19 protein-coding genes are annotated in these 21,495 nt (G+C 63.0%); 16 read left to right on the top strand and 3 right to left on the bottom strand.

Annotated features, from left to right (window positions below):
* Window positions 1–22: 22 nt before the first annotated feature.
* Entirely contained in the window at window positions 23–838 is an 816-nt protein-coding gene (gene ppsR, locus PQR53_RS06925) for a posphoenolpyruvate synthetase regulatory kinase/phosphorylase PpsR (protein ID WP_179732633.1), read from the bottom strand.
* A gap of 570 nt (window positions 839–1,408) precedes the next feature.
* Between ppsR and ppsA the strand changes: the two genes are divergently transcribed.
* The 3 genes from ppsA to PQR53_RS06910 all read left to right on the top strand — a co-directional run bounded on the left by ppsA (window position 1,409) and on the right by PQR53_RS06910 (window position 5,448).
* A complete protein-coding gene (gene ppsA, locus PQR53_RS06920; protein WP_408451828.1) occupies window positions 1,409–3,814 on the top strand; it encodes a phosphoenolpyruvate synthase in 2,406 nt (801 codons plus the stop codon).
* 177 nt (window positions 3,815–3,991) lie between these two features.
* Window positions 3,992–4,438 carry an NfeD family protein gene (locus tag PQR53_RS06915; protein ID WP_408451826.1) on the top strand — a complete coding sequence of 149 codons (447 nt, stop codon included), beginning with the start codon at window positions 3,992–3,994 and terminating at the stop codon, window positions 4,436–4,438.
* Window positions 4,439–4,515: 77 nt separating this feature from the next.
* The gene (locus PQR53_RS06910) at window positions 4,516–5,448 is read left to right on the top strand and encodes an SPFH domain-containing protein (protein WP_179732626.1); all 933 of its coding nucleotides are present in this window, start codon (window positions 4,516–4,518) and stop codon (window positions 5,446–5,448) included.
* Window positions 5,449–5,541: 93 nt separating this feature from the next.
* Here PQR53_RS06910 and smpB read toward each other — a convergent pair whose 3' ends face one another.
* Complete coding sequence (smpB, locus tag PQR53_RS06905) at window positions 5,542–5,988, bottom strand: SsrA-binding protein SmpB (protein ID WP_063496517.1); 447 nt, start codon at window positions 5,986–5,988, stop codon at window positions 5,542–5,544.
* A 112-nt stretch (window positions 5,989–6,100) separates the two neighbouring features.
* Between smpB and PQR53_RS06900 the strand changes: the two genes are divergently transcribed.
* Together PQR53_RS06900 and PQR53_RS06895 are read left to right on the top strand one after the other, a co-directional pair.
* Window positions 6,101–6,538 (top strand): type II toxin-antitoxin system RatA family toxin, encoded by a 438-nt coding sequence (locus PQR53_RS06900; RefSeq protein ID WP_028199353.1) that lies wholly within the window; start codon window positions 6,101–6,103, stop codon window positions 6,536–6,538.
* Complete coding sequence (locus PQR53_RS06895; RefSeq protein WP_408451824.1) at window positions 6,535–6,867, top strand: RnfH family protein; 333 nt, start codon at window positions 6,535–6,537, stop codon at window positions 6,865–6,867. The genes PQR53_RS06900 and PQR53_RS06895 overlap by 4 nt, the downstream gene beginning before the upstream one ends.
* Window positions 6,868–6,889: 22 nt before the next feature.
* On the opposite strand, the gene PQR53_RS06890 is transcribed toward PQR53_RS06895, so the two are convergent.
* On the bottom strand, window positions 6,890–7,867 hold the full coding sequence (locus PQR53_RS06890; protein ID WP_408451822.1) for a DMT family transporter: 978 nt from the start codon (window positions 7,865–7,867) through the stop codon (window positions 6,890–6,892).
* A 360-nt stretch (window positions 7,868–8,227) separates the two neighbouring features.
* Between PQR53_RS06890 and guaB the strand changes: the two genes are divergently transcribed.
* The 11 genes from guaB to cynS all read left to right on the top strand — a co-directional run bounded on the left by guaB (window position 8,228) and on the right by cynS (window position 21,469).
* A complete protein-coding gene (gene guaB, locus PQR53_RS06885) occupies window positions 8,228–9,688 on the top strand; it encodes an IMP dehydrogenase (RefSeq protein ID WP_179732621.1) in 1,461 nt (486 codons plus the stop codon).
* A gap of 6 nt (window positions 9,689–9,694) precedes the next feature.
* Window positions 9,695–10,423: a hypothetical protein gene (locus tag PQR53_RS06880; protein WP_408451821.1), complete on the top strand. Its 729-nt coding sequence runs from the start codon at window positions 9,695–9,697 to the stop codon at window positions 10,421–10,423.
* Window positions 10,424–10,626: 203 nt separating this feature from the next.
* Complete coding sequence (guaA, locus tag PQR53_RS06875; RefSeq protein ID WP_408451820.1) at window positions 10,627–12,210, top strand: glutamine-hydrolyzing GMP synthase; 1,584 nt, start codon at window positions 10,627–10,629, stop codon at window positions 12,208–12,210.
* Window positions 12,211–12,593: 383 nt separating this feature from the next.
* A complete protein-coding gene (locus PQR53_RS06870) occupies window positions 12,594–14,246 on the top strand; it encodes a sigma-54 interaction domain-containing protein (RefSeq protein ID WP_408451819.1) in 1,653 nt (550 codons plus the stop codon).
* Window positions 14,247–14,567: 321 nt separating this feature from the next.
* Window positions 14,568–15,053 carry an OsmC family protein gene (locus tag PQR53_RS06865; RefSeq protein ID WP_408452339.1) on the top strand — a complete coding sequence of 162 codons (486 nt, stop codon included), beginning with the start codon at window positions 14,568–14,570 and terminating at the stop codon, window positions 15,051–15,053.
* Window positions 15,054–15,117: 64 nt separating this feature from the next.
* Window positions 15,118–16,260, top strand: a complete 1,143-nt coding sequence (locus PQR53_RS06860; protein ID WP_408451818.1) for an acyl-CoA dehydrogenase family protein — start codon at window positions 15,118–15,120, stop codon at window positions 16,258–16,260.
* Complete coding sequence (locus PQR53_RS06855) at window positions 16,257–17,684, top strand: FAD-dependent oxidoreductase (RefSeq protein ID WP_408451817.1); 1,428 nt, start codon at window positions 16,257–16,259, stop codon at window positions 17,682–17,684. The genes PQR53_RS06860 and PQR53_RS06855 overlap by 4 nt, the downstream gene beginning before the upstream one ends.
* Window positions 17,685–17,710: 26 nt before the next feature.
* Window positions 17,711–19,117 carry a CmpA/NrtA family ABC transporter substrate-binding protein gene (locus PQR53_RS06850; protein ID WP_408451816.1) on the top strand — a complete coding sequence of 469 codons (1,407 nt, stop codon included), beginning with the start codon at window positions 17,711–17,713 and terminating at the stop codon, window positions 19,115–19,117.
* 16 nt (window positions 19,118–19,133) lie between these two features.
* A complete protein-coding gene (locus PQR53_RS06845; protein ID WP_408451815.1) occupies window positions 19,134–20,057 on the top strand; it encodes an ABC transporter permease in 924 nt (307 codons plus the stop codon).
* Window positions 20,047–20,997: an ABC transporter ATP-binding protein gene (locus PQR53_RS06840; RefSeq protein WP_408451814.1), complete on the top strand. Its 951-nt coding sequence runs from the start codon at window positions 20,047–20,049 to the stop codon at window positions 20,995–20,997. The genes PQR53_RS06845 and PQR53_RS06840 overlap by 11 nt, the downstream gene beginning before the upstream one ends.
* Window positions 20,998–21,019: 22 nt before the next feature.
* Window positions 21,020–21,469 carry a cyanase gene (gene cynS, locus PQR53_RS06835; protein WP_179740621.1) on the top strand — a complete coding sequence of 150 codons (450 nt, stop codon included), beginning with the start codon at window positions 21,020–21,022 and terminating at the stop codon, window positions 21,467–21,469.
* The last annotated feature ends 26 nt before the right edge of the window (window positions 21,470–21,495 follow it).

Genomic DNA, 21,495 nt, shown 5'->3' with positions numbered 1-21,495 from the left:
GCGGCGCGAGTCGAAACCGGTTTCAATAAGCCGACCGGTCCAGCTTGATCTCCTGCAGGATCGTCGTCGCGATTTCTTCGATCGACTTATGCGTCGACGACAACCACTTGATCCCTTCACGCCGCATCATCGCTTCCGCTTCATTGATCTCGTAACGGCAATTCTCGGGCGCCGCGTACTTGCTGCCCGGCCGCCGCTCGTTGCGGATCTCCGAGAGCCGCTGCGGATCGATCGACAAACCAAACATCTTCTGCCGATGCGCCAATAGCGGCGTGGGCAGCTTGCCACGCTCGAAGTCTTCCGGAATGAGCGGGTAGTTGGCGGCTTTCACGCCGTACTGCATCGCCAGATACAGGCTCGTCGGCGTCTTGCCGCTGCGCGATACGCCGACCAGAATCACGTCGGCGTCGGCCAGATTGCGGTTCGATTGACCGTCGTCGTGAGCGAGGGAGAAGTTGATCGCCTCGATCCGGTTCTTGTACTCCTCGGTATCGGCGTTCTGGTGGCCGCGACCCATTGCGTGGCTCGACTTCAGTTCCAGTTCCTGTTCGAGCGGCTCGACGAAGGTCTGAAACATGTCCAGCACGAGTGCATTCGAGCCTTTGACGATCTGATTCGACGCACTGTCCACCAGGGTCGTAAACACGATCGGACGACGGCCGTCCTGCAGGATCGCTTCGTTGATCTTTTCTAGCGTGGCGTAGGCCTTGTCCGTCGAGTCGACGAAGGGCACGCGAACCAGGCGGAATTTCTGGTCGAACTGGGAGAGGATCGAATGCGCGAAGGTTTCGGCAGTGATCCCGGTACCGTCGGAGACGATGAATACGGTGGGCGGCATCAGTGTGGCTGGGGAACGTGAGCGGAAAAAAGCGCTCGAAAGAAACATCGCTGCTTCGACACGCGCTGCCCGGTGGCTAACCGGAGCTTGCAGCGGCGTCATTTCAGCGCGCCGTGGGCACCGCAACTGCGCCCGGATGGCGGCCGGGGCTCGCCAAAGCCCGTCAGCCGGTCCGGGGCGCGATTCGAGGCGCAATTCTCGTCCGACTGTCACATTTTGAGAGTCGGCACGGTAGAATAGCGGCAACCTGTTGGATAAGCAATTGCGGGCGATTGGCGTCTAACTTACCGCGAACAGTCGGTCAACACCACGCTTTCGGTCGGCAACTTGCGGCAAATTGAGAGAATAGGGCGGATCGATCGGTAATTTCGTCCAACCGCTTTCTACGTCGCGTGGCTGGCGTTGGTTGGTGCGTGCGGGTGCTTTCGAGTATTGCCCGGCGCTTCCGGCTATTTGCAGCGATTGCTTCTCCAACAGGTTGTGCAAGACGCGAGGTCACGCTTCCAATGAGCGTCTAGCGTTCAAGCCCACTTGCACAGCCGTGAATTTCTTTCACACTTAGGGGCTTGTATGACTAACGCAGTTACCGTCGCAAAGGAAGAGGCGTATGTAGTTCCGTTCGAGCAGTTGCGGATGACCGATGTGGAGATTGTCGGCGGCAAGAACGCGTCGCTTGGCGAGATGATCAGTCAGCTCGCCGAAGCAGGCGTGCGCGTGCCGACCGGCTTCGCCACCACGGCGCTGGCTTTCCGCGACTTCCTGCATCACAACGATCTGACTGAACGCATCGCCAAACGTCTCGAAACGCTCGACGTCGACGACGTGAAAGCGCTCGCCGAAGCGGGCAAGGAGATCCGTCAATGGATCGTCGACGCCCCGATGCAGCCGCGTCTCGAAGCGGATATCCGCGCAGGCTTCGACACCCTGCAAAACAGCTCGCCTGAAGAGTTGTCGTTCGCCGTGCGTTCGTCGGCAACGGCGGAAGACTTGCCGGACGCATCGTTCGCGGGTCAGCAGGAAAGCTACCTCAACGTGGTCGGCATCGACGAGGTGCTCGATCGCATGAAGCACGTGTTCGCGTCGCTGTATAACGACCGTGCTATCTCCTATCGCGTCCACAAGGGCTTCACCCACGCTGAAGTCGCGTTGTCGGCGGGCGTGCAGCGCATGGTGCGCTCGGACGTCGGCGCGGCGGGCGTGATGTTCACGCTGGACACGGAATCGGGCTTCAAGGACGCGGTCTTCATCACGTCGAGCTACGGCCTGGGTGAAACGGTCGTGCAGGGCGCAGTGAATCCGGACGAGTTCTACGTCTTCAAGACCACGCTCGCGCAAGGCAAGTACCCGATCATCCGCCGCTCGATCGGCTCGAAGCTGATCAAGATGGAATTCACCAAGGCCGGCGAGCAAGGCCGCGTGAAGACCGTCGACGTCGCGCACGAGCAGCGCAACCGCTTCTCGATCACCGACGAAGACGTGATCGAACTCGCGAAATACGCGGTCATTATCGAGAAGCACTACGAGCGTCCGATGGACATCGAGTGGGGTAAAGACGGCCGCGACGGCAAGATCTTCATCCTGCAGGCGCGTCCGGAAACGGTGAAGAGCCAGGCTGCGGGCAAGGCCGAGCAACGCTTCAAGCTGAAGGGCCAATCGAACGTGCTGGCTACCGGTCGTGCAATCGGTCAGAAGATCGGCGCGGGTCCGGTGCGCGTGATTCACGATCCGTCGGAAATGGACCGTGTGCAGCCGGGCGACGTGCTGGTCGCCGACATGACCGACCCGAACTGGGAGCCGGTGATGAAGCGCGCGTCGGCCATCGTCACGAACCGGGGCGGGCGTACCTGCCATGCGGCGATCATCGCGCGTGAGCTGGGCGTGCCGGCCGTGGTCGGCTGCGGCGACGCCACCGACGTGCTGAAGGAAGGCGCGCTGGTGACCGTATCGTGCGCCGAAGGCGACGAAGGCAAGATCTACGACGGTCTGCTTGAAACCGAAATCACCGAAGTGCAGCGCGGCGAACTGCCGCCGATTCCGGTGAAGATCATGATGAACGTCGGCAATCCGCAACTGGCCTTCGACTTCTCGCAACTGCCGAACGCAGGCGTGGGTCTGGCGCGGCTCGAATTCATCATCAACAACAACATCGGCGTTCACCCGAAGGCGATTCTCGAGTATCCGAACATCGATCCGGATTTGAAGAAGGCCGTGGAAAGTGTGGCACGTGGTCACGCATCGCCGCGCGCGTTCTATGTCGACAAGCTGACCGAGGGCATCGCCACGATCGCCGCGGCGTTCTATCCGAAGCCCGTGATCGTGCGCCTGTCGGACTTCAAGTCGAACGAGTACAAGAAGCTGATCGGCGGTTCGCGTTACGAGCCGGACGAAGAAAACCCGATGCTGGGCTTCCGTGGCGCCTCGCGCTACATCGCTGACGACTTCGCCGAAGCGTTCCAGATGGAATGCATCGCGTTGAAGAAGGTGCGTGAAGAGATGGGCCTCGACAACGTCGAGATCATGGTGCCGTTCGTGCGTACGCTGAAGCAGGCGGAACGCGTGGTCGGGCTGCTGGAGAAGTTCGGCCTGAAGCGCGGCGAGAAGGGCCTGCGCCTGATCATGATGTGCGAAGTGCCGTCGAACGCGATTCTCGCCGAAGAATTCCTGCAATTCTTCGACGGTTTCTCGATCGGTTCGAACGATCTGACGCAGCTCACGCTCGGCCTCGACCGCGATTCCGGCATGGAACTGCTGGCAGTCGATTTCGACGAACGCGACCCGGCCGTCAAGTTCATGCTCAAGCGCGCAATTGAAACCTGCTTGCGTTTGAACAAGTACGTCGGTATCTGCGGCCAGGGTCCTTCGGATCATCCGGACTTCGCGCAATGGCTGACCGATGAAGGCATCGCGTCGATCTCGCTGAACCCGGACTCGATCATCGAGACGTGGCAGCAACTGGCGAAATCGCTGGCGAAGTGAGCGAAGAAAAAATGATGTAAATGAGCGCCAGGCAGGTGCCTGTCAAGCGGTTTGCATGACAAGCGGTGCGGTGTGTCAAAAGTTCGTAAAAGCGTACTGCACCGCCCCGTCCAGGCACCCGCTTCGTGCTATAAACACCCCGGTAGATCCGGGGTGTTTTGCTTTGTGGAGGTCGACGTGGCGCCAGGTGGATTGTTCTGGTGGATCGGGGCGGGGGTGCTTGTCGTGCTGGAACTGATCAGCGGCACCTTCTATTTGTTGATGATCGCGTTGGGCTGTGTCGCCGCGGCTATTGCGCTCATTGCGGGCGCCGCCGCGGATTTTCAATTCGCGATTGCAGCCGTGGTGGCGCTGGCGGCCGTTCTGGTGCTCAGACGTTCGCGCTTTGGCCGCAGAACGCGTAAAGAAGCGTCGAAGAACCCGGATGTCCATCTGGACATCGGTCAGACGCTGACCGTGCCGGCATGGCACGAACGCCGGGCGCGCGCCAACTACCGCGGGGCGGCGTGGGACGTCGAGCTGGCCGCCGGCGAGCCGGAAGACGCGCAGAGCTACGAAATCGTCGAGATGCGCGGCAGTTGCCTCGTCGTCGCGGCAAGCCGGCAGGCGATGAGCGCGCACTAACAGGTGAAGCGCGCCGCGTGCAAGGCGCGTGTAAAGCATCACGCACAACTATTCGAACTACGGACCGGAGGGCAGTAATGGATTCAACCATCGTCGCGGCGGTGCTTCTGATCATCGTGATCGTGCTGGCGGCACAGACGCTGAAGATCGTGCCGCAGCAACATGCGTGGGTGCTGGAGCGGCTCGGCCGCTATCACCGTACGCTGACCCCGGGCTTGAGCTTCGCCTTTCCGTTCGTCGACCGGATCGCGTACAAGCACATCCTCAAGGAAATCCCGCTCGAAGTGCCGAGCCAGGTGTGTATTACGCGCGACAACACCCAGTTGCAGGTGGATGGCGTGCTGTATTTCCAGGTCACCGATCCGATGAAAGCCTCGTACGGGTCGAGCAATTTCGTATTTGCGATCACGCAGCTGTCACAGACCACGCTGCGCTCGGTGATCGGCAAGCTCGAGCTCGACAAAACCTTCGAGGAGCGCGACTTCATCAACCACAGCATCGTGTCCTCGCTCGACGAGGCGGCCCAGAACTGGGGTGTGAAGGTGCTGCGCTATGAGATCAAGGACCTGACGCCGCCCAAGGAAATTCTTCACGCGATGCAGGCGCAGATCACCGCTGAGCGCGAGAAGCGCGCGCTGATCGCGGCATCCGAAGGGCGCAAGCAGGAGCAGATCAATATCGCTTCGGGTGGGCGCGAGGCGGCGATCCAGAAGTCCGAAGGCGAGCGGCAGGCGGCGATCAACCAGGCGCAGGGGCAGGCGTCGGCAATTCTGGCGGTGGCCGAAGCGAACTCGCAGGCGATTCAGAAGATCGCCGCGGCGATCCAGTCGAATGGCGGGATGGAGGCGGTGAATCTGAAGGTGGCCGAACAATACGTCAATGCGTTCGGCAATCTGGCGAAGCAGGGCACCACGCTGATCGTGCCGGGCAACCTGGCGGATATGAGTTCGATGATCGCGTCGGCGCTGACGATCGTGAATAAGGGCAAGGGCGCGACCGACATGCGCTGAGGCTACTTTATTGGTCGCTGCCCTAAAGAAAATGGCCCGCTGACAGAGCGGGCCATTTTTGTTTGAGGCTCAAACTGAAGCTCAAACGCAGGCTCACGACGGCGATCGCATCAGGCGCGCCTTCTCGCGTTCCCAGTCGCGCTTCTTTTCGGTTTCGCGCTTGTCGTGCTGCTTCTTGCCCTTGGCGAGCCCAATCTCGCATTTGACGCGGCCCCCTTTGTAATGGAAGTTCAGCGGCACGAGCGTGTAGCCGCGCTGCTCGACTTTGCCGATCAGTTTGCTGATTTCCTCGCTGTGCAGCAGCAGCTTGCGCGTGCGCACCGGGTCCGGGTGGATGTGGGTCGAGGCTTCGGGCAGCGGGCTGATGTGCGTGCCGATCAGGAACAGTTCGTTATTCTTGATAACGACGTAACCTTCCTTGATCTGGCCGCGCCCGGCGCGCAGCGCCTTGACCTCCCATCCTTCGAGCACGAGCCCTGCTTCATAGCGTTCTTCGACCGAGTAGTCGTAGAAGGCTTTTCTGTTGTCGATGATGCTCATGAATGGAAAGTGCCCAACTCGTTTAAAATCACGATTTTAGCAAAGCGGGGCAAGGAAAGCCCGCGGCGCTTTTCAACCCGCTTGTCCACCCTTGCCGCGCGCTGTTCAATTTATGGCAGATGTCCAGAAAACCGTGTTGATCCGCCATTCGGCGGAACAGATGTTCGACCTCGTCACCGACGTCGCCGATTACCCCAATTTCCTGCCTTGGTGCGGGGGAGTCGAAATCCGCCGCCAGGACGAAACCGGCATGGAGGCGAAGATCGATATCAACTTCAAGGGCATCAAGCAGCATTTCGCCACGCGCAATAGCATGGAGCGGCCCACGCGCATCGATATGGAATTCGCGGACGGCCCGTTTCGCAAATTCACCGGGTTCTGGCGTTTCACGCCATTGCGCGCGGACGCCTGCAAGATCGAATTCGCGCTGCACTACGAATTCACCAACATCATTCTCGAGAAGATCATTGGGCCGGTGTTCAGCCACATTGCCAATACCTTCGTCGAATCGTTCGTGAAGCGCGCCGATCAGCGCTACGGTAAGGCATGAGCGCGCGCTTGTCGATTGAAGTCTGCTACGCGCTTGCGGGTGAGCAGACGCTGATCGCCGTGGAATTGCCGGCCGGCGCCACGTTGCAGCAGGCGCTTGACGCGAGCGGCATCCTGCAGCGCTATCCGCGGATCGATCTGGGCACGCAGAAGGTCGGCGTGTTCGGCAAGCTCAAGCCGCTCGATACGGTGCTGGCGGATCACGATCGCGTTGAGATTTACCGGCCGTTGCTGGTGGATCCGAAGTTGTCGCGGCAACGGCGCGTCGAGAAAACCCGCAAGGCGGGCTCGATCGAAGGGCGCCGCTGGCAGAACAAGGATTCGCGCTAGGTGAGTCTTGTGGTGGCGCCTGTCAATGCACCGAAGGCTGCGCCTTTTCCTCAATCGATGCCGCACCGGGGCTATCACCGCCCGCATGCTGGCGCACCGACCAGCACACCCCTGCCACCAGCAGCAGGATCGCCGCCGTTTCCAGCGGACGCGGCAGGCGCTGGTCGTAGATAAACGCATAGAGCAGCGCGAATAGCGTCTCGAACACGATCATCTGGCCGGACAGGGTGAGCGGCAACCGTTTCGACGCGGCGTTCCACAGCCCGTTGCCGAGCCACGACGCGCCCACTGCGAGGCCCAGATTCAGCATCCAGAAGGTATGCCAGCGCGCGTCGCCAAGCGGCCCCTGCAGGCTGCCGGAGGGCATGACGGCGATCACCAGCCACAATCCCGCGCCGAGCGCGCCGGTCACCACACCCCATAGCACCGACCACTCGTTGCCGCTGAAATGCGTCTGGCGTTGCAGGTAGCGGGCGTTTTCGACCGCGAACCAGGTCCAGCAGACGAGTGCGCCGGCCGCGCAGGCGAGGCCGGCGAGCTTCGTCGCGATGCTGACTGGCGTGCTGTTCGCCACCGTGAAGACGTCGATGTTGATGCAGGCGATGCCCGCGACGACCAGTGAGAGCGGCCATGCGAGACGAGCGAGCGGCACGGCGCCATGATCGCGCCGGCCGAGCAGCGTCACCGTGACAGGCAGCACGCCGACGATCAGCGAGGTCGGTGCGACGCCGATCATGTGGACCGCCGCGGACAACAGCAGGTAGTAGAGCAAATTGCCGGCCAGCGCCAGCTTGACGAGCGCCCCGAGATCCTCGCGGGTCAGGCGTTTGACGAGCGAGCGCGCCATCGGCAGCGCGGCGGCCAGCGAGACGATGCCGTACATCGTGTAGCGGCCGGCGCTCATCAGGAGCGGCGAAAAGTCGGGCAGCACGCGCGGCACCAGAAACACGATGCCCCATAAGGCCCCGGCCATTACTCCATATGCCACACCGCGCTGCATCGATTGCCCCTGCAAGAAAAAACTCGAATGGTCGGCAGAATAGCCGTTCGGCGGACGGGGTGTCTTGTTCGATTCTGCATTCCACTGGTTTTTTTGGCGTGCCGAGTCGCAATCGAGGTCAAGGGCACCGGTTCCGCGGCGCGCGTGCGAGCGCAATTTCTTACCCATCGGGCTAGCTGGCGCCTCCGTGCACCCGAACGCGCAAACGAAACCTGATCGAACCCGAGGCGAACGTAGAAGCGAAATCGAAGGGCTCGAAGTCACGAAAAAAATCGCCTGAAATTCGCTAAGCTGCTGTTAGTGCAGTGAAAACCGGGGAGGTATCGCGTATAATTCGCTTTTGCGCCTATAGGATTTGCCATGCGTCTGATCCAAACAGCACTCACGTTCGATGACGTGCTCCTCGTCCCGGCCTTCTCCGATGTTCTGCCGCGCGACACCAGCCTCAAGACCCGGCTGACCCGCAACATCTCCCTGAATATGCCGCTCGTGTCCGCCGCCATGGACACCGTCACCGAAGCCCGTCTTGCGATCGCCATGGCGCAAATGGGTGGCGTGGGCATCATCCACAAGAACCTCACGCCGGCCGAGCAGGCGCGTGAAGTGGCCAAGGTCAAGCGCTTCGAATCGGGCGTCGTGCGCGATCCGATCACGGTGCCGCCGCAAATGAAGGTGCGCGACGTGATCGCGTTGTCGCGCCAGCATGGTATTTCGGGTTTCCCGGTCGTCGAAGGCGCGCAACTGATCGGTATCGTCACGAATCGCGACCTGCGTTTCGAAGAACGTCTGGACGAGCCGGTGCGCAACATCATGACGCCGCGCGAGCGCCTCGTCACCGTCAAGGAAGGCACGCCGCTCGCGCAAGCCAAGGCGCTGATGCACAGCCACCGCCTCGAGCGCGTGCTGGTCATCAACGACGCATTCGAACTGCGCGGCCTGATGACGGTGAAAGACATCACCAAGCAAACCGAACACCCGGACGCGTGTAAAGACGAGCACGGCAAGCTGCGCGCGGGCGCGGCGGTCGGCGTGGGCGAAGACAACGAAGAACGCGTTGAGCTGCTGGTGCAGGCGGGTGTGGACGTGATCGTCGTCGACACGGCCCACGGCCACAGCAAGGGCGTGCTCGAGCGCGTCAAGTGGGTCAAGCAGAAGTTTCCGCATGTCGAAGTGATCGGCGGCAACATCGCCACCGCCGCGGCGGCCAAGGCGCTCGTCGAATACGGCGCGGACGGTGTGAAGGTCGGTATCGGCCCCGGCTCGATCTGCACGACGCGGATCGTCGCCGGCGTGGGCGTGCCGCAGGTCACCGCGATCTCGAACGTGTCGGAAGCGCTGAAGGGTTCGGGCGTGCCGGTCATCGCCGACGGTGGCGTGCGCTTCTCGGGCGACGTCAGCAAGGCGCTGGCCGCCGGCGCGAACGCCGTGATGATGGGCAGCATGTTCGCCGGCACCGAAGAAGCACCGGGCGACGTGTTCCTGTTCCAGGGCCGCCAGTACAAGTCGTACCGTGGCATGGGTTCGGTCGGCGCGATGAAAGACGGCGCGGCAGACCGCTACTTCCAGGACAACTCCGCGAATATCGACAAGCTGGTACCGGAAGGCATCGAAGGCCGTGTTGCCTACAAGGGCTCGGTCAACGCGATCCTGTTCCAGCTGATCGGCGGCGTGCGTGCCAGCATGGGCTACTGCGGTTGCCGCACGATCTCGGAGATGAACGACAAGGCCGAGTTCGTGCAGATCACGGGCGCGGGCTTGCGCGAGTCGCATGTGCATGATGTGCAGATCACCAAGGAAGCGCCCAACTACCACGTGGACTAAACGCCAATGAAGCCATTGCTGCGCGCTGTACTCATCCTCGATGCCATGCTGCTGCTTGCGTTCGGCCTGCTGTTTCTGCTGACGCCCTGGACTTCGTTGTACAACGCGCTGCTTCTGGTGCAAACCCAGCCGGTTCTGGTCGGCCAGGGATTTGGTGTGGCGCTGATCGGGCTTGCGTGGCTGGCTTTGCATGCGTCGCTCGACGGTTCGCTTACGTCGACGGTTGCCAAGGTCGTGGGCCATGTGAACTGGCTGACCGGCGTGCTGATGCTGGTCTGGCTGCTCGGCTTGCATACGCCGGCGCTGACCGGCTTCGGGCAAATTGTCGCGGTGCTGACCGGCGTGGTATTGCTGGTCATCGGTCTGGGCGGCGTGCGACTCTCGGGCGCGGTGCGGCGGCGCGAAAAGGTACGGCTGGTGGAAGCCGCGGCTGCCGAGCGTGCTGAAAAGCAGGCTGCCAAAGACGCCGCGAAAGATGCGGCCAACCGGCGCGACGCGGGCCGGGTGACGGCCGGCTTTCCGGTCTATCACGCCGAGCCGGTGGTCGAGCCCGTTATGCCGGTCCCACGGCCCCTGGATCCTGTTTCGGCGGCGCCGCTTCATCCAGCGGTCGACGAACCGGGCCTGACGGCGTCTGAACGCGCTGCACGGGCCGAGGCTGCGGCCGCGCGCGACGAGGCCCGCAACTCCGCCGCCGACGCACCCGGTGCGCCCCGGCCACCGTTTCATGGCTGAGGCGCCGAGCGCCGGAACGCCTGCCGAAGCTACAGGATTACGTTCGCGCGCGCCGCGGGTCAGTGCCGGCGGCGTCCGCTGGTCCAGCGCGCTTCATCGTTACGCAACATGTTCGATCGTCCCCACGTGGACCGCTTTGAATTCAACGCCGCGCTCCGTGCGCGGCATCCCGTATCCGTTCACTTTTGACTCCGTCCGCTGCCATGCATGACAAGATCCTGATCCTCGACTTCGGTTCGCAAGTCACCCAACTGATTGCACGTCGCGTTCGCGAAGCCAACGTGTATTCGGAAATTCATCCGTACGACGTCGATGCGTCGTTCATTCGCGATTTCGCGCCGAAGGGCGTGATCCTCTCCGGCGGCCCGAGTTCGGTCACCGAAACGGATACGCCGCGCGTGCCGCAAGCGGTGTTCGAACTCGGCGTGCCCGTGCTGGGCATTTGCTACGGCATGCAGGCGATGGCCGAGCAGCTCGGCGGCAAGGTCGATATCGGCCACCTGCGCGAGTTCGGTTATGCCGAAGTGCGTGCGCGCAACCATACGAGCCTGCTCGAAGGCATCAGCGACTTCACCACGCCGGAAGGTCACGGCATGTTGAAGGTGTGGATGAGCCACGGCGACAAGGTGCTGGAAATGCCTGCGGGCTTCCAGCTGATGGCGTCGACGGAATCGTGCCCGATCGCGGCGATGGCCGACGAAAAGCGTCATTTCTACGGTCTGCAATGGCACCCGGAAGTCACGCACACCGTGCAAGGCCGCGCGATGCTCGAGCGCTTCGTGCTGAAGATCTGCGGCGCCCGGCCCGATTGGGAAATGGGCAATTACATCGACGAAGCCGTCGCGAAGATTCGCGAGCAGGTGGGCAACGAGCACGTGATCCTGGGCTTGTCGGGCGGCGTGGATTCGTCGGTGGCGGCGGCGCTGCTGCATCGCGCGATCGGCGACCAGCTGACTTGCGTGTTCGTCGACCATGGCCTGTTGCGCCTGAACGAAGCCGAGCAGGTGATGGCGACCTTCGCCGATCACCTCGGCGTGAAGGTGATTCACGTCGACGCGAGCGAAGTGTTCCTGTCGAAGCTGGCCGGCGTGACCGATCCGGAAGCGAAGCGCAAGATCATCGGCGCGGAATTCGTCGAAGTGTTCCAGACCGAAGCCAACAAGCTGACCGACGCGAAGTGGCTCGCGCAGGGCACGATCTATCCGGACGTGATCGAATCGGCCGGCAAGGGCAAGAAGGCCGCGCAGACCATCAAGAGCCACCACAACGTGGGCGGCCTGCCTGAGACGCTGAACCTGAAGCTGCTCGAGCCGCTGCGCGAACTGTTCAAGGACGAAGTGCGCGAACTCGGCGTGAAGCTCGGTTTGCCGCCGGCCATGGTGTATCGCCATCCGTTCCCGGGCCCGGGTCTGGGCGTGCGGATTCTCGGCGAAGTGCGCCGCGATTTCGCCGACCTGCTGCGTCGCGCGGATGCGATTTTCATCGAGACGCTGCGCACCTTCATCGACAAGGAAACCGGCAAGTCATGGTACGACCTGACGAGCCAGGCGTTCGCGGTGTTCCTGCCGGTGAAGAGCGTCGGCGTGATGGGCGACGGCCGCACCTATGAGTACGTCGTCGCGCTGCGCGCTGTGCAGACGCTCGACTTCATGACCGCGCATTGGGCGCATCTGCCGCATGAATTGCTGGGGCATGTGTCGAACCGGATCATCAATGAAGTGCGCGGGATTAACCGGGTGGTTTACGACATCTCGGGGAAACCGCCGGCGACGATCGAGTGGGAGTGATTTAGGCCACTCCCAAGTCGTTCCCGGAGGTCCGGTTTTCCATGTTTTTCATTTTAAAACATGGGGTTACATTCCGGCATGGTCCGCTGTGATCCGGGCAGTGCGCTGTCTATTAAGCAAAATTGAAGTTGTACGGTGCCTTCGTCGACTTCAACGGATCTCCGGAAGCGTGACCCTCGAGGCGAAGCCGCCTGATTTGCGTGGCTATGAGATTCGCCAAACAGGGGCAACGTCAGTTGGTAACGACAGTCTCTTCGAAGGGTGGCGCAACGTGCATCGGATGCGCGGCGTCGAGCGTTAATGCTGGATCGGATGGCGCGCCTGCGAGCTTTATTGTGTTCTGAAATAATAGGCCTCGCTCCCCATCGCGGCGGCCTGCGCCCATGCAAACACGATCTGACGCCTCAGCTGACAACGAATCTGCCGGCTACTGGCGCGAACACGAAATGCTGCTATTGCAGCAGGTGATGGCGCTTGTCGGTAAAGGCCTGTCCCCCGCGCCTGCGCTGCGCGAGATGCTGCATCTGATGTCCGAACTGCTCGGCCTGAACCGGGGCCGCATCGTGCTCGCGGACGAAACGCGTCGAAGCGGGCGCATCCGGTATGCCTACGGACTGACCCCCGAGGAAATCGGCCGGGGTGTGTATGCGTACGGTGAAGGCGTCACCGGGCGCGCGCTGCAGCACGGCCAACTGACGATCATCCAGGACATCGACCGCGAGCCGGATTTTCTGGCGCGTGCGGTTGAGCGCTCACGGTTGCCGGCCGGCCCGGTCGCGTTCATCGCGCTGCCGATCGTCATCGAACGGAAGGCGGTCGGCGTTCTTGCGTGTCACCGGATTCGCCACCGCTCGCGTGCGCTGGCCGACGACATCACGGTGCTGCGGATTCTCGCGACCCTGGCGGGGCAGTTGCTGCAGCTGGAAGCCGGCCTCGAGGAAAAAACCCGCGCGCTCGAACTGCAGAACGCGGTGCTCGCGCGAGCCCTCGAATCGGCGGCCGCCCGCTACGGAATCGTCGGCACCTCGCCGCCTTTGCTGCGCGCGATCTCGGAACTGGAGCGCGTCTCGGATTCCGCCGCGAGCGTGCTGTTGCTCGGCGAATCAGGCACCGGCAAGGAGCTGTTTGCACGGGCCTTGCATCTGGCGAGTCCGCGGCGCGACCGTGCCTTCATCAAGATCAACTGCGCGGCGATACCGGATACGCTGTTCGAGTCCGAACTGTTCGGGTACGAACGCGGCGCATTCACGGGCGCGAACAGCATGCGCGCGGGCTGGTTCGAGCAGGCCAGCAAAGGAACGCTGTTTCTCGACGAGATCGGCGAACTGCCGGTGACGATGCAGACCAAGCTGCTGCGCACGCTTCAGGAAGGGACCATCACGCGTCTCGGCGGCAAGGCGGAGATCCGGGTCGACGTGCGGCTCGTCGCGGCTACCAATCGCGATTTGCAACGCGATGTGGCGCACGGCACCTTCCGCCAGGACCTGTACTACCGGCTCAACGTGATTCCGATCCACCTGCCGTCGCTCGCTGAACGCCGTCAGGACATTCGCGTCCTCGCGCTGCATTTCATCAGTCATACGAATCAACTCAACCAGCGCAACGTCAATCTCACGACGGCCGCGCTGGATCGGCTCGAAGCGTATCCGTGGCCTGGCAATATTCGCGAACTGACCAATTTCATCGAGCGGATCGTGTTGCTCGCCGAGAAGCCGCTGCTCGATGCAGTCGATATTGACCGGCTGTTGCCTTCAGACGCGGCGGATGAGCCGGCTGTCGCGCCCGCGTTGGCACAGTCGGCGACCGCCGACCGCCGGCAGGGCGGGGCGCTGGACGCTTCATCACATGATCCCGTGACCCACACTGTATCGCTGCCGATGCGGCCCTACCGGCGCGTCGGTTCGCATCCAGCGCAGGCGCTTGTCGACGCGCTCGAACAGTGCGGGGGAAACAAATCGCGCGCGGCGCAGCAATTGGGCATGACAGCGCGACAGTTCAGCTATCGCTGGCAAAAGCTTGGCCTGCCGAATGACTGAAAGCCAGACAGGCCTCGTATCGCGGAGTGAACAATGTCGACAATGTCGACATTGTCGGTTCGCTGCTTGATTGAAAATGCCTCCCGCCGAAGCCGGTCGCCGCTTCTTGGTCGGCCCCAAAGCCCCGACAGGAAAGCGGTTCGGCGATATGCCGTCAAACTGGCACGCCTGTTGCACTGAGTGATGTGCCGGCGCCGCTCGACCTTCGATGCGACGCCCGCGCCTTCACCATCCACGCACCAGGAGCGTCACTTGAACACTGTCACCGATAATCCCACGACCATTTCCACCTACCTGCGGCCGATCGACCGCGATGGGCTGATGGCCTTCGCCGAAAAGGGGCGCAACAATCCGGGGTCGCGCGGCAAGAACAACGTGCACACGGTCATGCAAGGTCAGTACCGCTCGTTGAGCTATGTCGGCAACCATACGCCCGTCGTCGTCGATGAACCGCTGCATCTGTTCGGCGAAGACACGGCGCCGGCGCCGGGCGAGATCGTGCTGTCCGGTCTCGGCGGCTGCCTCGCGGTCGGCATCACGGCCGTCGCCACGTGGAAGCAGGTCAAGCTGTCGAAGCTCGAAGTGTTCATCGAGGCGGATATCGGCAATCCGGCTGCATGGGGCGCAGGCGGCGCCCAGATGGAATCCGCGCAGATGGGTTTCCAGGCGATCCGCGTGAAGATCGTGATCGAAGGCGATGCGACGCGCGAAGAGCTTGATGAGATCGTCCGTCATGCTAACTACTTCTCGCCGGTTGCGAACTCAATGCGCAATCCGATTCCCATGACTGTCGCGCTCGCCGACTGAAGCGCCGCTTCGCTCGTTCGCGCCGCGCGTAGCGGCCGCCCCGGGAACCCGAAGGAAAACCAACATGGAACACGCATTGGTAGCAGAGACGTCCAGCGTCGACACCTGGTGTGACGAAGCGGTGCTGGCGCGCGTGGCCGCGATCGCTCGCGGTCCGCTCGCGGCAGCCGCGCCACGGATCGACCGCGAAGGGGTCTACCCGCTCGACATCATGGGAGACCTGGGCGCGGCCGGCGCGCTCGGCGTTCACCTCGACCGGTACGGCGCACGCTTCGGACTGTCGCTCGCCGCGATGCAGGAAGCGAGCCGCGCGTGTGGCTCGACGGGCTTCCTGATGTGGGCCCACGATGTGTGCGGGTTGTACATGGAGCAGTCCGGCAACCCGTCTCTAGGCGGCGCGCGGCTCGACGCGCATGCCCGCGGCCAGACGTTCGGTGGCACCGCGCTGTCGAATCCGATGAAAGCGTTCTCAGGGATCGAGCCGATGATGTTCCGCGCCACGCCCACGCCAGGCGGCTATCTGATCAACGGCACGCTGCCGTGGGTCAGTCACATCGGCCTCGGCCAGTATTGCGGCGCGATCGCCGCGGTGCATCGCGATGATGGTTCGGTCTCGCACGAGGTGATGTTCCTGCTGAGCTGCGACGAGCGCGTCGAGTTGCGCCACTGCCCGGTGTTTTCCGGCATGGAAGGCACCAGCACGTGGGGCGTCAAGCTCACCAACTATTTCGTCGGCGAAGCCGATCTGATTGCCGATCCGGCGCGGCCTTTCGTCGCGCGGATCAAGGCGGCGTTCATCCTGCTGCAGGTCGGCATGGCGCTGGGCGTCGCACAAGGCGGGATCGATTCGTGTCTCGAAGTCGAGCCGGTACTCGGTCACGTCAACCGCTTCCTGCACGACCGGCCAGACGAACTGACGGCCGAACTCGACGAAGCGGTGGGCGCGACGCAGCGGCTTGCGCGCACCGCCTACGACGGCAGCACCGACTACCTGCTGGAAGTGCTCGATCTGCGCACACGCGGCGCGGAGCTCGCATTGCGTGCGGCGCAGGCGTCGCTGCTGCATCAGGGCGCGCGCGGCTATTTGATGAGCGCAGCGCCGCAGCGGCGGATTCGCGAGTCGCACTTCGTGGCGATCGTGACGCCTGCCATCAAGCATCTGCGTTGGGAAATGGCCCGCCTTTCCGCCGAGGAGCTTCCAGCATGAGCGTCCTGATTGCCGACTGGAAGAAATACATCTGCCGCGCGTGCGGCGTGATCTATGACGAAGAACTGGGGGATCCCGATAGCGGCATTGCGGCCGGCACACGCTTCGACGCGATCCCCGTCGACTGGGAGTGCCCGCTATGCGGGGTAACAAAAGCGGATTTCGTGCTTTACGAGCCGGTTGTGGCCGGTACAGCGGCGTACGCGCCGGCGCAGGGCGCGCCCTCGCGCACCCCTGGGGTAATCGTGGTCGGCGGCGGCACGGCGGGTTGGGCAGCCGTCGAAGCAGTCCGGGCGCTGGATCCGGACATACCGATCACGCTGGTGAGCGCCTGCTCGGCGGACCGTTACCGCAAGCCGGAACTGTCGGTTTCGTTGAGCGAGAAACGCACACCGGAGCGGCTCGTATTCGAGACCGGCCCGGCCGCCGCAACACGCCTCGACGTACGGCTGGTCGCCCATACCTACGCGATCGGACTGTCGCCGGCGCTGCATCAGTTGCGCACGACGGCGGGCACGTTCCGTTACCGGCAACTGGTTCTCGCCCAGGGGGCGCGGCCCGTGGTGCCATCCGGCTTGCCGCGCGAACTGTGCTGGCGCGTCAACGATCTGTCGATGTGGAGCAGCATGCAGCGCCGGCTGGCGATGGGGCCGGCGCGCGTGGCGGTGATCGGCGCGGGGCTGATCGGCTGCGAGCTGGCGGAGGATCTGGCACGGGCGGGACATGCGGTCACCGTGCTGGATGTGGGCGACAGGCCCCTCGCGGCGTTATTGCCGGCGCCGGCCTCGCGCCGTCTGCTCGCGAACTGGACGCAGCTCGGCATCCACTTTCTGCCCGGCCGCAGCGTGAGCATCGAGGAGCGGCCTGGGATCGACGCATGCGTCACACAGCGGACGACTGACGCAACGCCAGCAAGCGGTGGTATCGCCGACGTCAGCGCCACGCGAAGCGAAAAGGTGATCGCGACGCAGCACGGCGAGCGGATTGTCGCCGATCTCGTGCTGTGCGCGGCGGGGCTCGCCACCGAAGGGCGCCTCGCAAGAATGGCAGGACTCGAATTCGCGCGCGGCATCGTGGTGGACAGCCGCACGTTGCAGACCAGCGTGCCGGATATCTACGCGCTCGGCGACTGCATCAGCTTCGCCGGCGAGCCGTGCCGCTTCATCGAGCCGATTGCCGCGCAGGCCGAAGCGATCGCGCACGCGGTGACCGGCTTCGAACATGCAGGCTATCGCCACCAGGCGCCCGTGATCCGCGTGAAGACGCGTTCGACGCCGATCGTCGTGCGCGGACTGCCTTCGCGTGAACTGGACTGGCAGATCGTCGAAGAAGACGACGGACACCTCGCGATGGCGCAGTACCGTGACGGCGACATCGTTTCGTCGTTGACCGTCGGCAGCCGGCGCGTCGAGCTCGCGACCTGAACCCACCCTCACGCATCGGACACCACATGAGTAACCGCTATCAACCGTTCGATCCCGGCAGCACGCTGGGAGGCTGCTCATGCGGCCGCCATGCCGACCAGGCCGCGCACCGCGCCGCCACTACGGGCGCCGCGCACGACGCGCATGACGGCGGTAGCGCGGACAGTGAAGCCGCGTGGTGCGACGCCGTCGAAGCCGCGGCCGTACGCGCACTCTTTCCGCGCAACGCGATGCGGCGTGCCTTTATCCGTGCGGTCGGCAAGAGCACGGCCATCGCCGCTGTGTACAGCGTGCTGCCGATCGCGTCGCTCCAGCAGGCTTTCGCAGCAACGAAAGCCACGCAGCTCGAAAAGCGCGACCTCAACGTCGGCTTTCTGCCGATCACCTGCGCCACGCCGCTGATCGCCGCGGAACCGCTCGGCTTTTACAAGGAGGAAGGGCTGAACGTCACGCTGAACAAGTTGGGCGGCTGGGCGCTGGTGCGCGACCGGATGCTGAATCGCGAACTCGACGCATCGCACATGCTCGCGCCGATGCCGCTCGCGATTTCGCTTGGCGTCGGTTCGCAGCCCACGCCGACGCGCGTCGCGACGATCCAGAACGTGAACGGCCAGGCCATCGTGCTGGCGCTCAAACACAAGGACAACCGCGACCCGCGCAACTGGAAAGGATTCCGCTTCGCGATTCCGTTCGACTATTCGATGCACAGCTTTCTGCTGCGCTATTACCTCGCGGAGCATGGCATCGATCCGGATCGCGATGTGCAACTGCGTGTGACACCGCCCGCGGAGATGATCGCCAATCTGCGCGCGGGCAACATCGACGGATTTCTGGGACCCGATCCGTTTAACCAGCGCGCGGTATTTGACGAGGTCGGTTTCATTCATATTCTGTCGAAGGATATCTGGGCGGGGCACCCCTGCTGCTCGTTCAGTGTGCCCGACGCATTCGTGCGGCAGAACCCGAACGCGTTCGCCGCGCTGATGCGTGCGAATCTGCGCGCGTCCGCCTATGCGAGCGACCCTGCGCATCGCGCCGGCTTGTCGAAAATGATTGCGGCGCCTGCCTATCTGAATCAGCCCGAGCTGGTGATCCGGCAGGTGCTGACCGGCACCTATGCGGACGGCATTGGTCACGTGCACCGCGTCGCGGACCGAATCGATTTCCAGCCGCTGCCGTGGTATTCGATGGCGACCTGGATGATGACGCAGATGAAGCGTTGGGGTTATCTGAAGGGCGGCGTTGACTACCGTTCACTTGCGCAGCAGGTATTTCTGTTGACCGACGCGCGCAACGCGATGAAGCAGCTTGGTGAGACACCACCGGATATCGCGGACAACGGCGGCTACCAGCCGATCACGGTGATGGGTCGAACTTTCGACGCGAACCGACCCGACGCTTACCTCAATGGCTTTGCCATCAAACGTGCCTGAACGCAGGGGAAACTGAATGATTCCAATTCGACGATTCACGTTGAGAGGCAAGGCGGCGCTATGCTCGCTTGTATTGCTCGCGCTGCTGCTGGTCATCTGGCAGGCCGCGACGCTGCCGAAGACGCCAGCCGTGACAGCTGCGACGACGGCTTCGAAAGCCACGAGTGCCGAGGCCGCGGAGGCTGCGGAGTATGCAGTGCTGATGGGCAAGGCGCCCGATCCAGGTGCTGACGGCGCTGCGGCGGACTCGATGAAGGTCACCGGCTTCCCATCGCCCGCCGAGTTCGCGCACGAGGCCGCACGCCAGCTCGCGCATCCGTTCCGCGACAACGGACCGAACGACAAGGGCGTCGGCATCCAGCTCGGCTATTCGCTCGTGCGGGTCGCGGCTGGTTACGCGATTGCGCTGCTGGTTGCGGTGCCGCTCGGTTTTGTGATCGGCATGTCACGGCTTGCGTTCCTCGCCTTCAATCCGTTCATCCAGGTGCTGAAGCCGATTTCGCCGCTCGCCTGGATGCCGATCGCGTTGTACACGATCAAGAGTTCGTCGGCCTCGGCGGTATTCGTGATTTTCATCTGCTCGGTGTGGCCCATGCTCGTCAATACCGCGTTCGGCGTCGCCGGGGTGCGGCGTGACTGGCTCAACGTGGCGCGCACGCTTGAAGTGCCGCCGTTGCGCAGCGCGCTGTGGGTCGTGCTGCCCGCGGCGGCGCCCACCATCGTCACCGGCGTGCGGATTTCGATGGGCATCGCGTGGCTCGTGATCGTCGCGGCCGAAATGCTGGTCGGCGGCACCGGCATCGGCTACTTCCTGTGGAACCAATGGAACAACCTGTCACTGGCGAACGTGTTGTTCTCGGTATTGCTCATCGGTCTGGTCGGCATGACTCTCGACCTGCTGTTCGCTCAACTTCAGCGCAAGGTGACCTATGTCGAGTAAGTCCAATGCCCAGACGTCCGGCGTGGCGAGTTTCGTTAGCGTCGAAGGATTGACCAAGCGCTATCGCGACGATCTGCCGCCGGTATTCGAAAACGTCAGCTTCAAGATAGAGCAGGGCGAATTCATTTGCGTGATCGGCCATTCCGGCTGCGGCAAAAGCACCATCCTGAACGTGCTGGCCGGTCTCGAGCAGCCCAGCGAGGGGCACGTGATCGTGCGTAATCGCGAAATTTCCGGACCGGGGCTCGATCGTGGCGTGGTGTTCCAGAACCATGCGCTGCTGCCGTGGATGACCGTGGAAGGCAACATCGCGTTCGCGGTGCGCTCGCGCTATCCGGACTGGACACGCGAGCAGATCGCCGGGCACGGCAAACGCTTCATCGAGATGGTCGGCCTGAAGGGCGCCGAAAAGAAGAAGCCGTCGGAGTTGTCTGGCGGGATGAAGCAGCGCGTTGGCATCGCGCGGGCGTTTGCGATCGAGCCGCGCATGCTGCTGCTCGACGAGCCGTTCGGCGCCCTCGACGCGTTGACGCGCGGTGTGATTCAGGATGAATTGCTGAAAATCTGCACCGCGACGCAGCAGACCGTATTCATGATCACGCACGATGTCGACGAAGCGATTCTGCTGTCGAACAAGATCATGCTGATGAGCAACGGACCGCGTGCCCGGATCGCCGAGATCGTCGTCAACACGCTGCCGGCTAACCGTCAGCGCGAGACCATGCACCATGACCCGCAGTTTTACCGGATCCGCAATTATCTGGTCGACTTTCTGGTGCGGCGTTCGAAAGAACTGAACGCCTCCCACGGCGACCGACCCGATACCGGAGGCGTGGCCGCCGCCACGACGCGGCTCGTTTATCCCGGGCTCGATGACGGCGCAGCCGCGCCGGCCGCAATCGCGCGGCCTGCCGGACCCAATCTCAAGGCAATTGCCTGATTTCTTACCTAAGGAGCCACCCATGATTTCCAGCCGCAATGAAGTAACGCAGATGATCGTTTCCGCCAAGGTCGCGAAGGGCCTGAAGTGGAGTGAGATTGCCGGGAAGATCGGCCAGAGCAAGGAGTGGACGACGGCCGCGTGCCTCGGCCAGATGACCTTCAGCAAGCAGCAGGCCGAGATCGCCGGCGAGATTTTCGGGCTGCCGGACGAGGCCGTCGCGTGGTTGCAGATCGTCCCGTACAAGGGTTCGCTCGAGACTGCGGTGCCGACCGATCCGTTGATCTACCGCTGGTACGAAATCGTCAGCGTGTACGGCACCACGATCAAGGAACTGATTCACGAAGAGTTCGGCGACGGCATCATGAGCGCGATCGATTTTTCGATGGATATCCAGCGTGAGGCCGATCCGAAAGGCGACCGCGTCAAGGTGCTGCTGTCTGGCAAGTTCCTGCCGTACAAATCGTATTAACCGCGCGCGCTTTTCCTGGCTTCATC

The sequence above is a fragment of the Paraburkholderia fungorum genome, assembly GCF_046027605.1.
Classification (GTDB): Bacteria; Pseudomonadota; Gammaproteobacteria; order Burkholderiales; family Burkholderiaceae; genus Paraburkholderia; species Paraburkholderia fungorum_F.
This window is presented reverse-complemented; position numbering and strand designations above follow the sequence as displayed.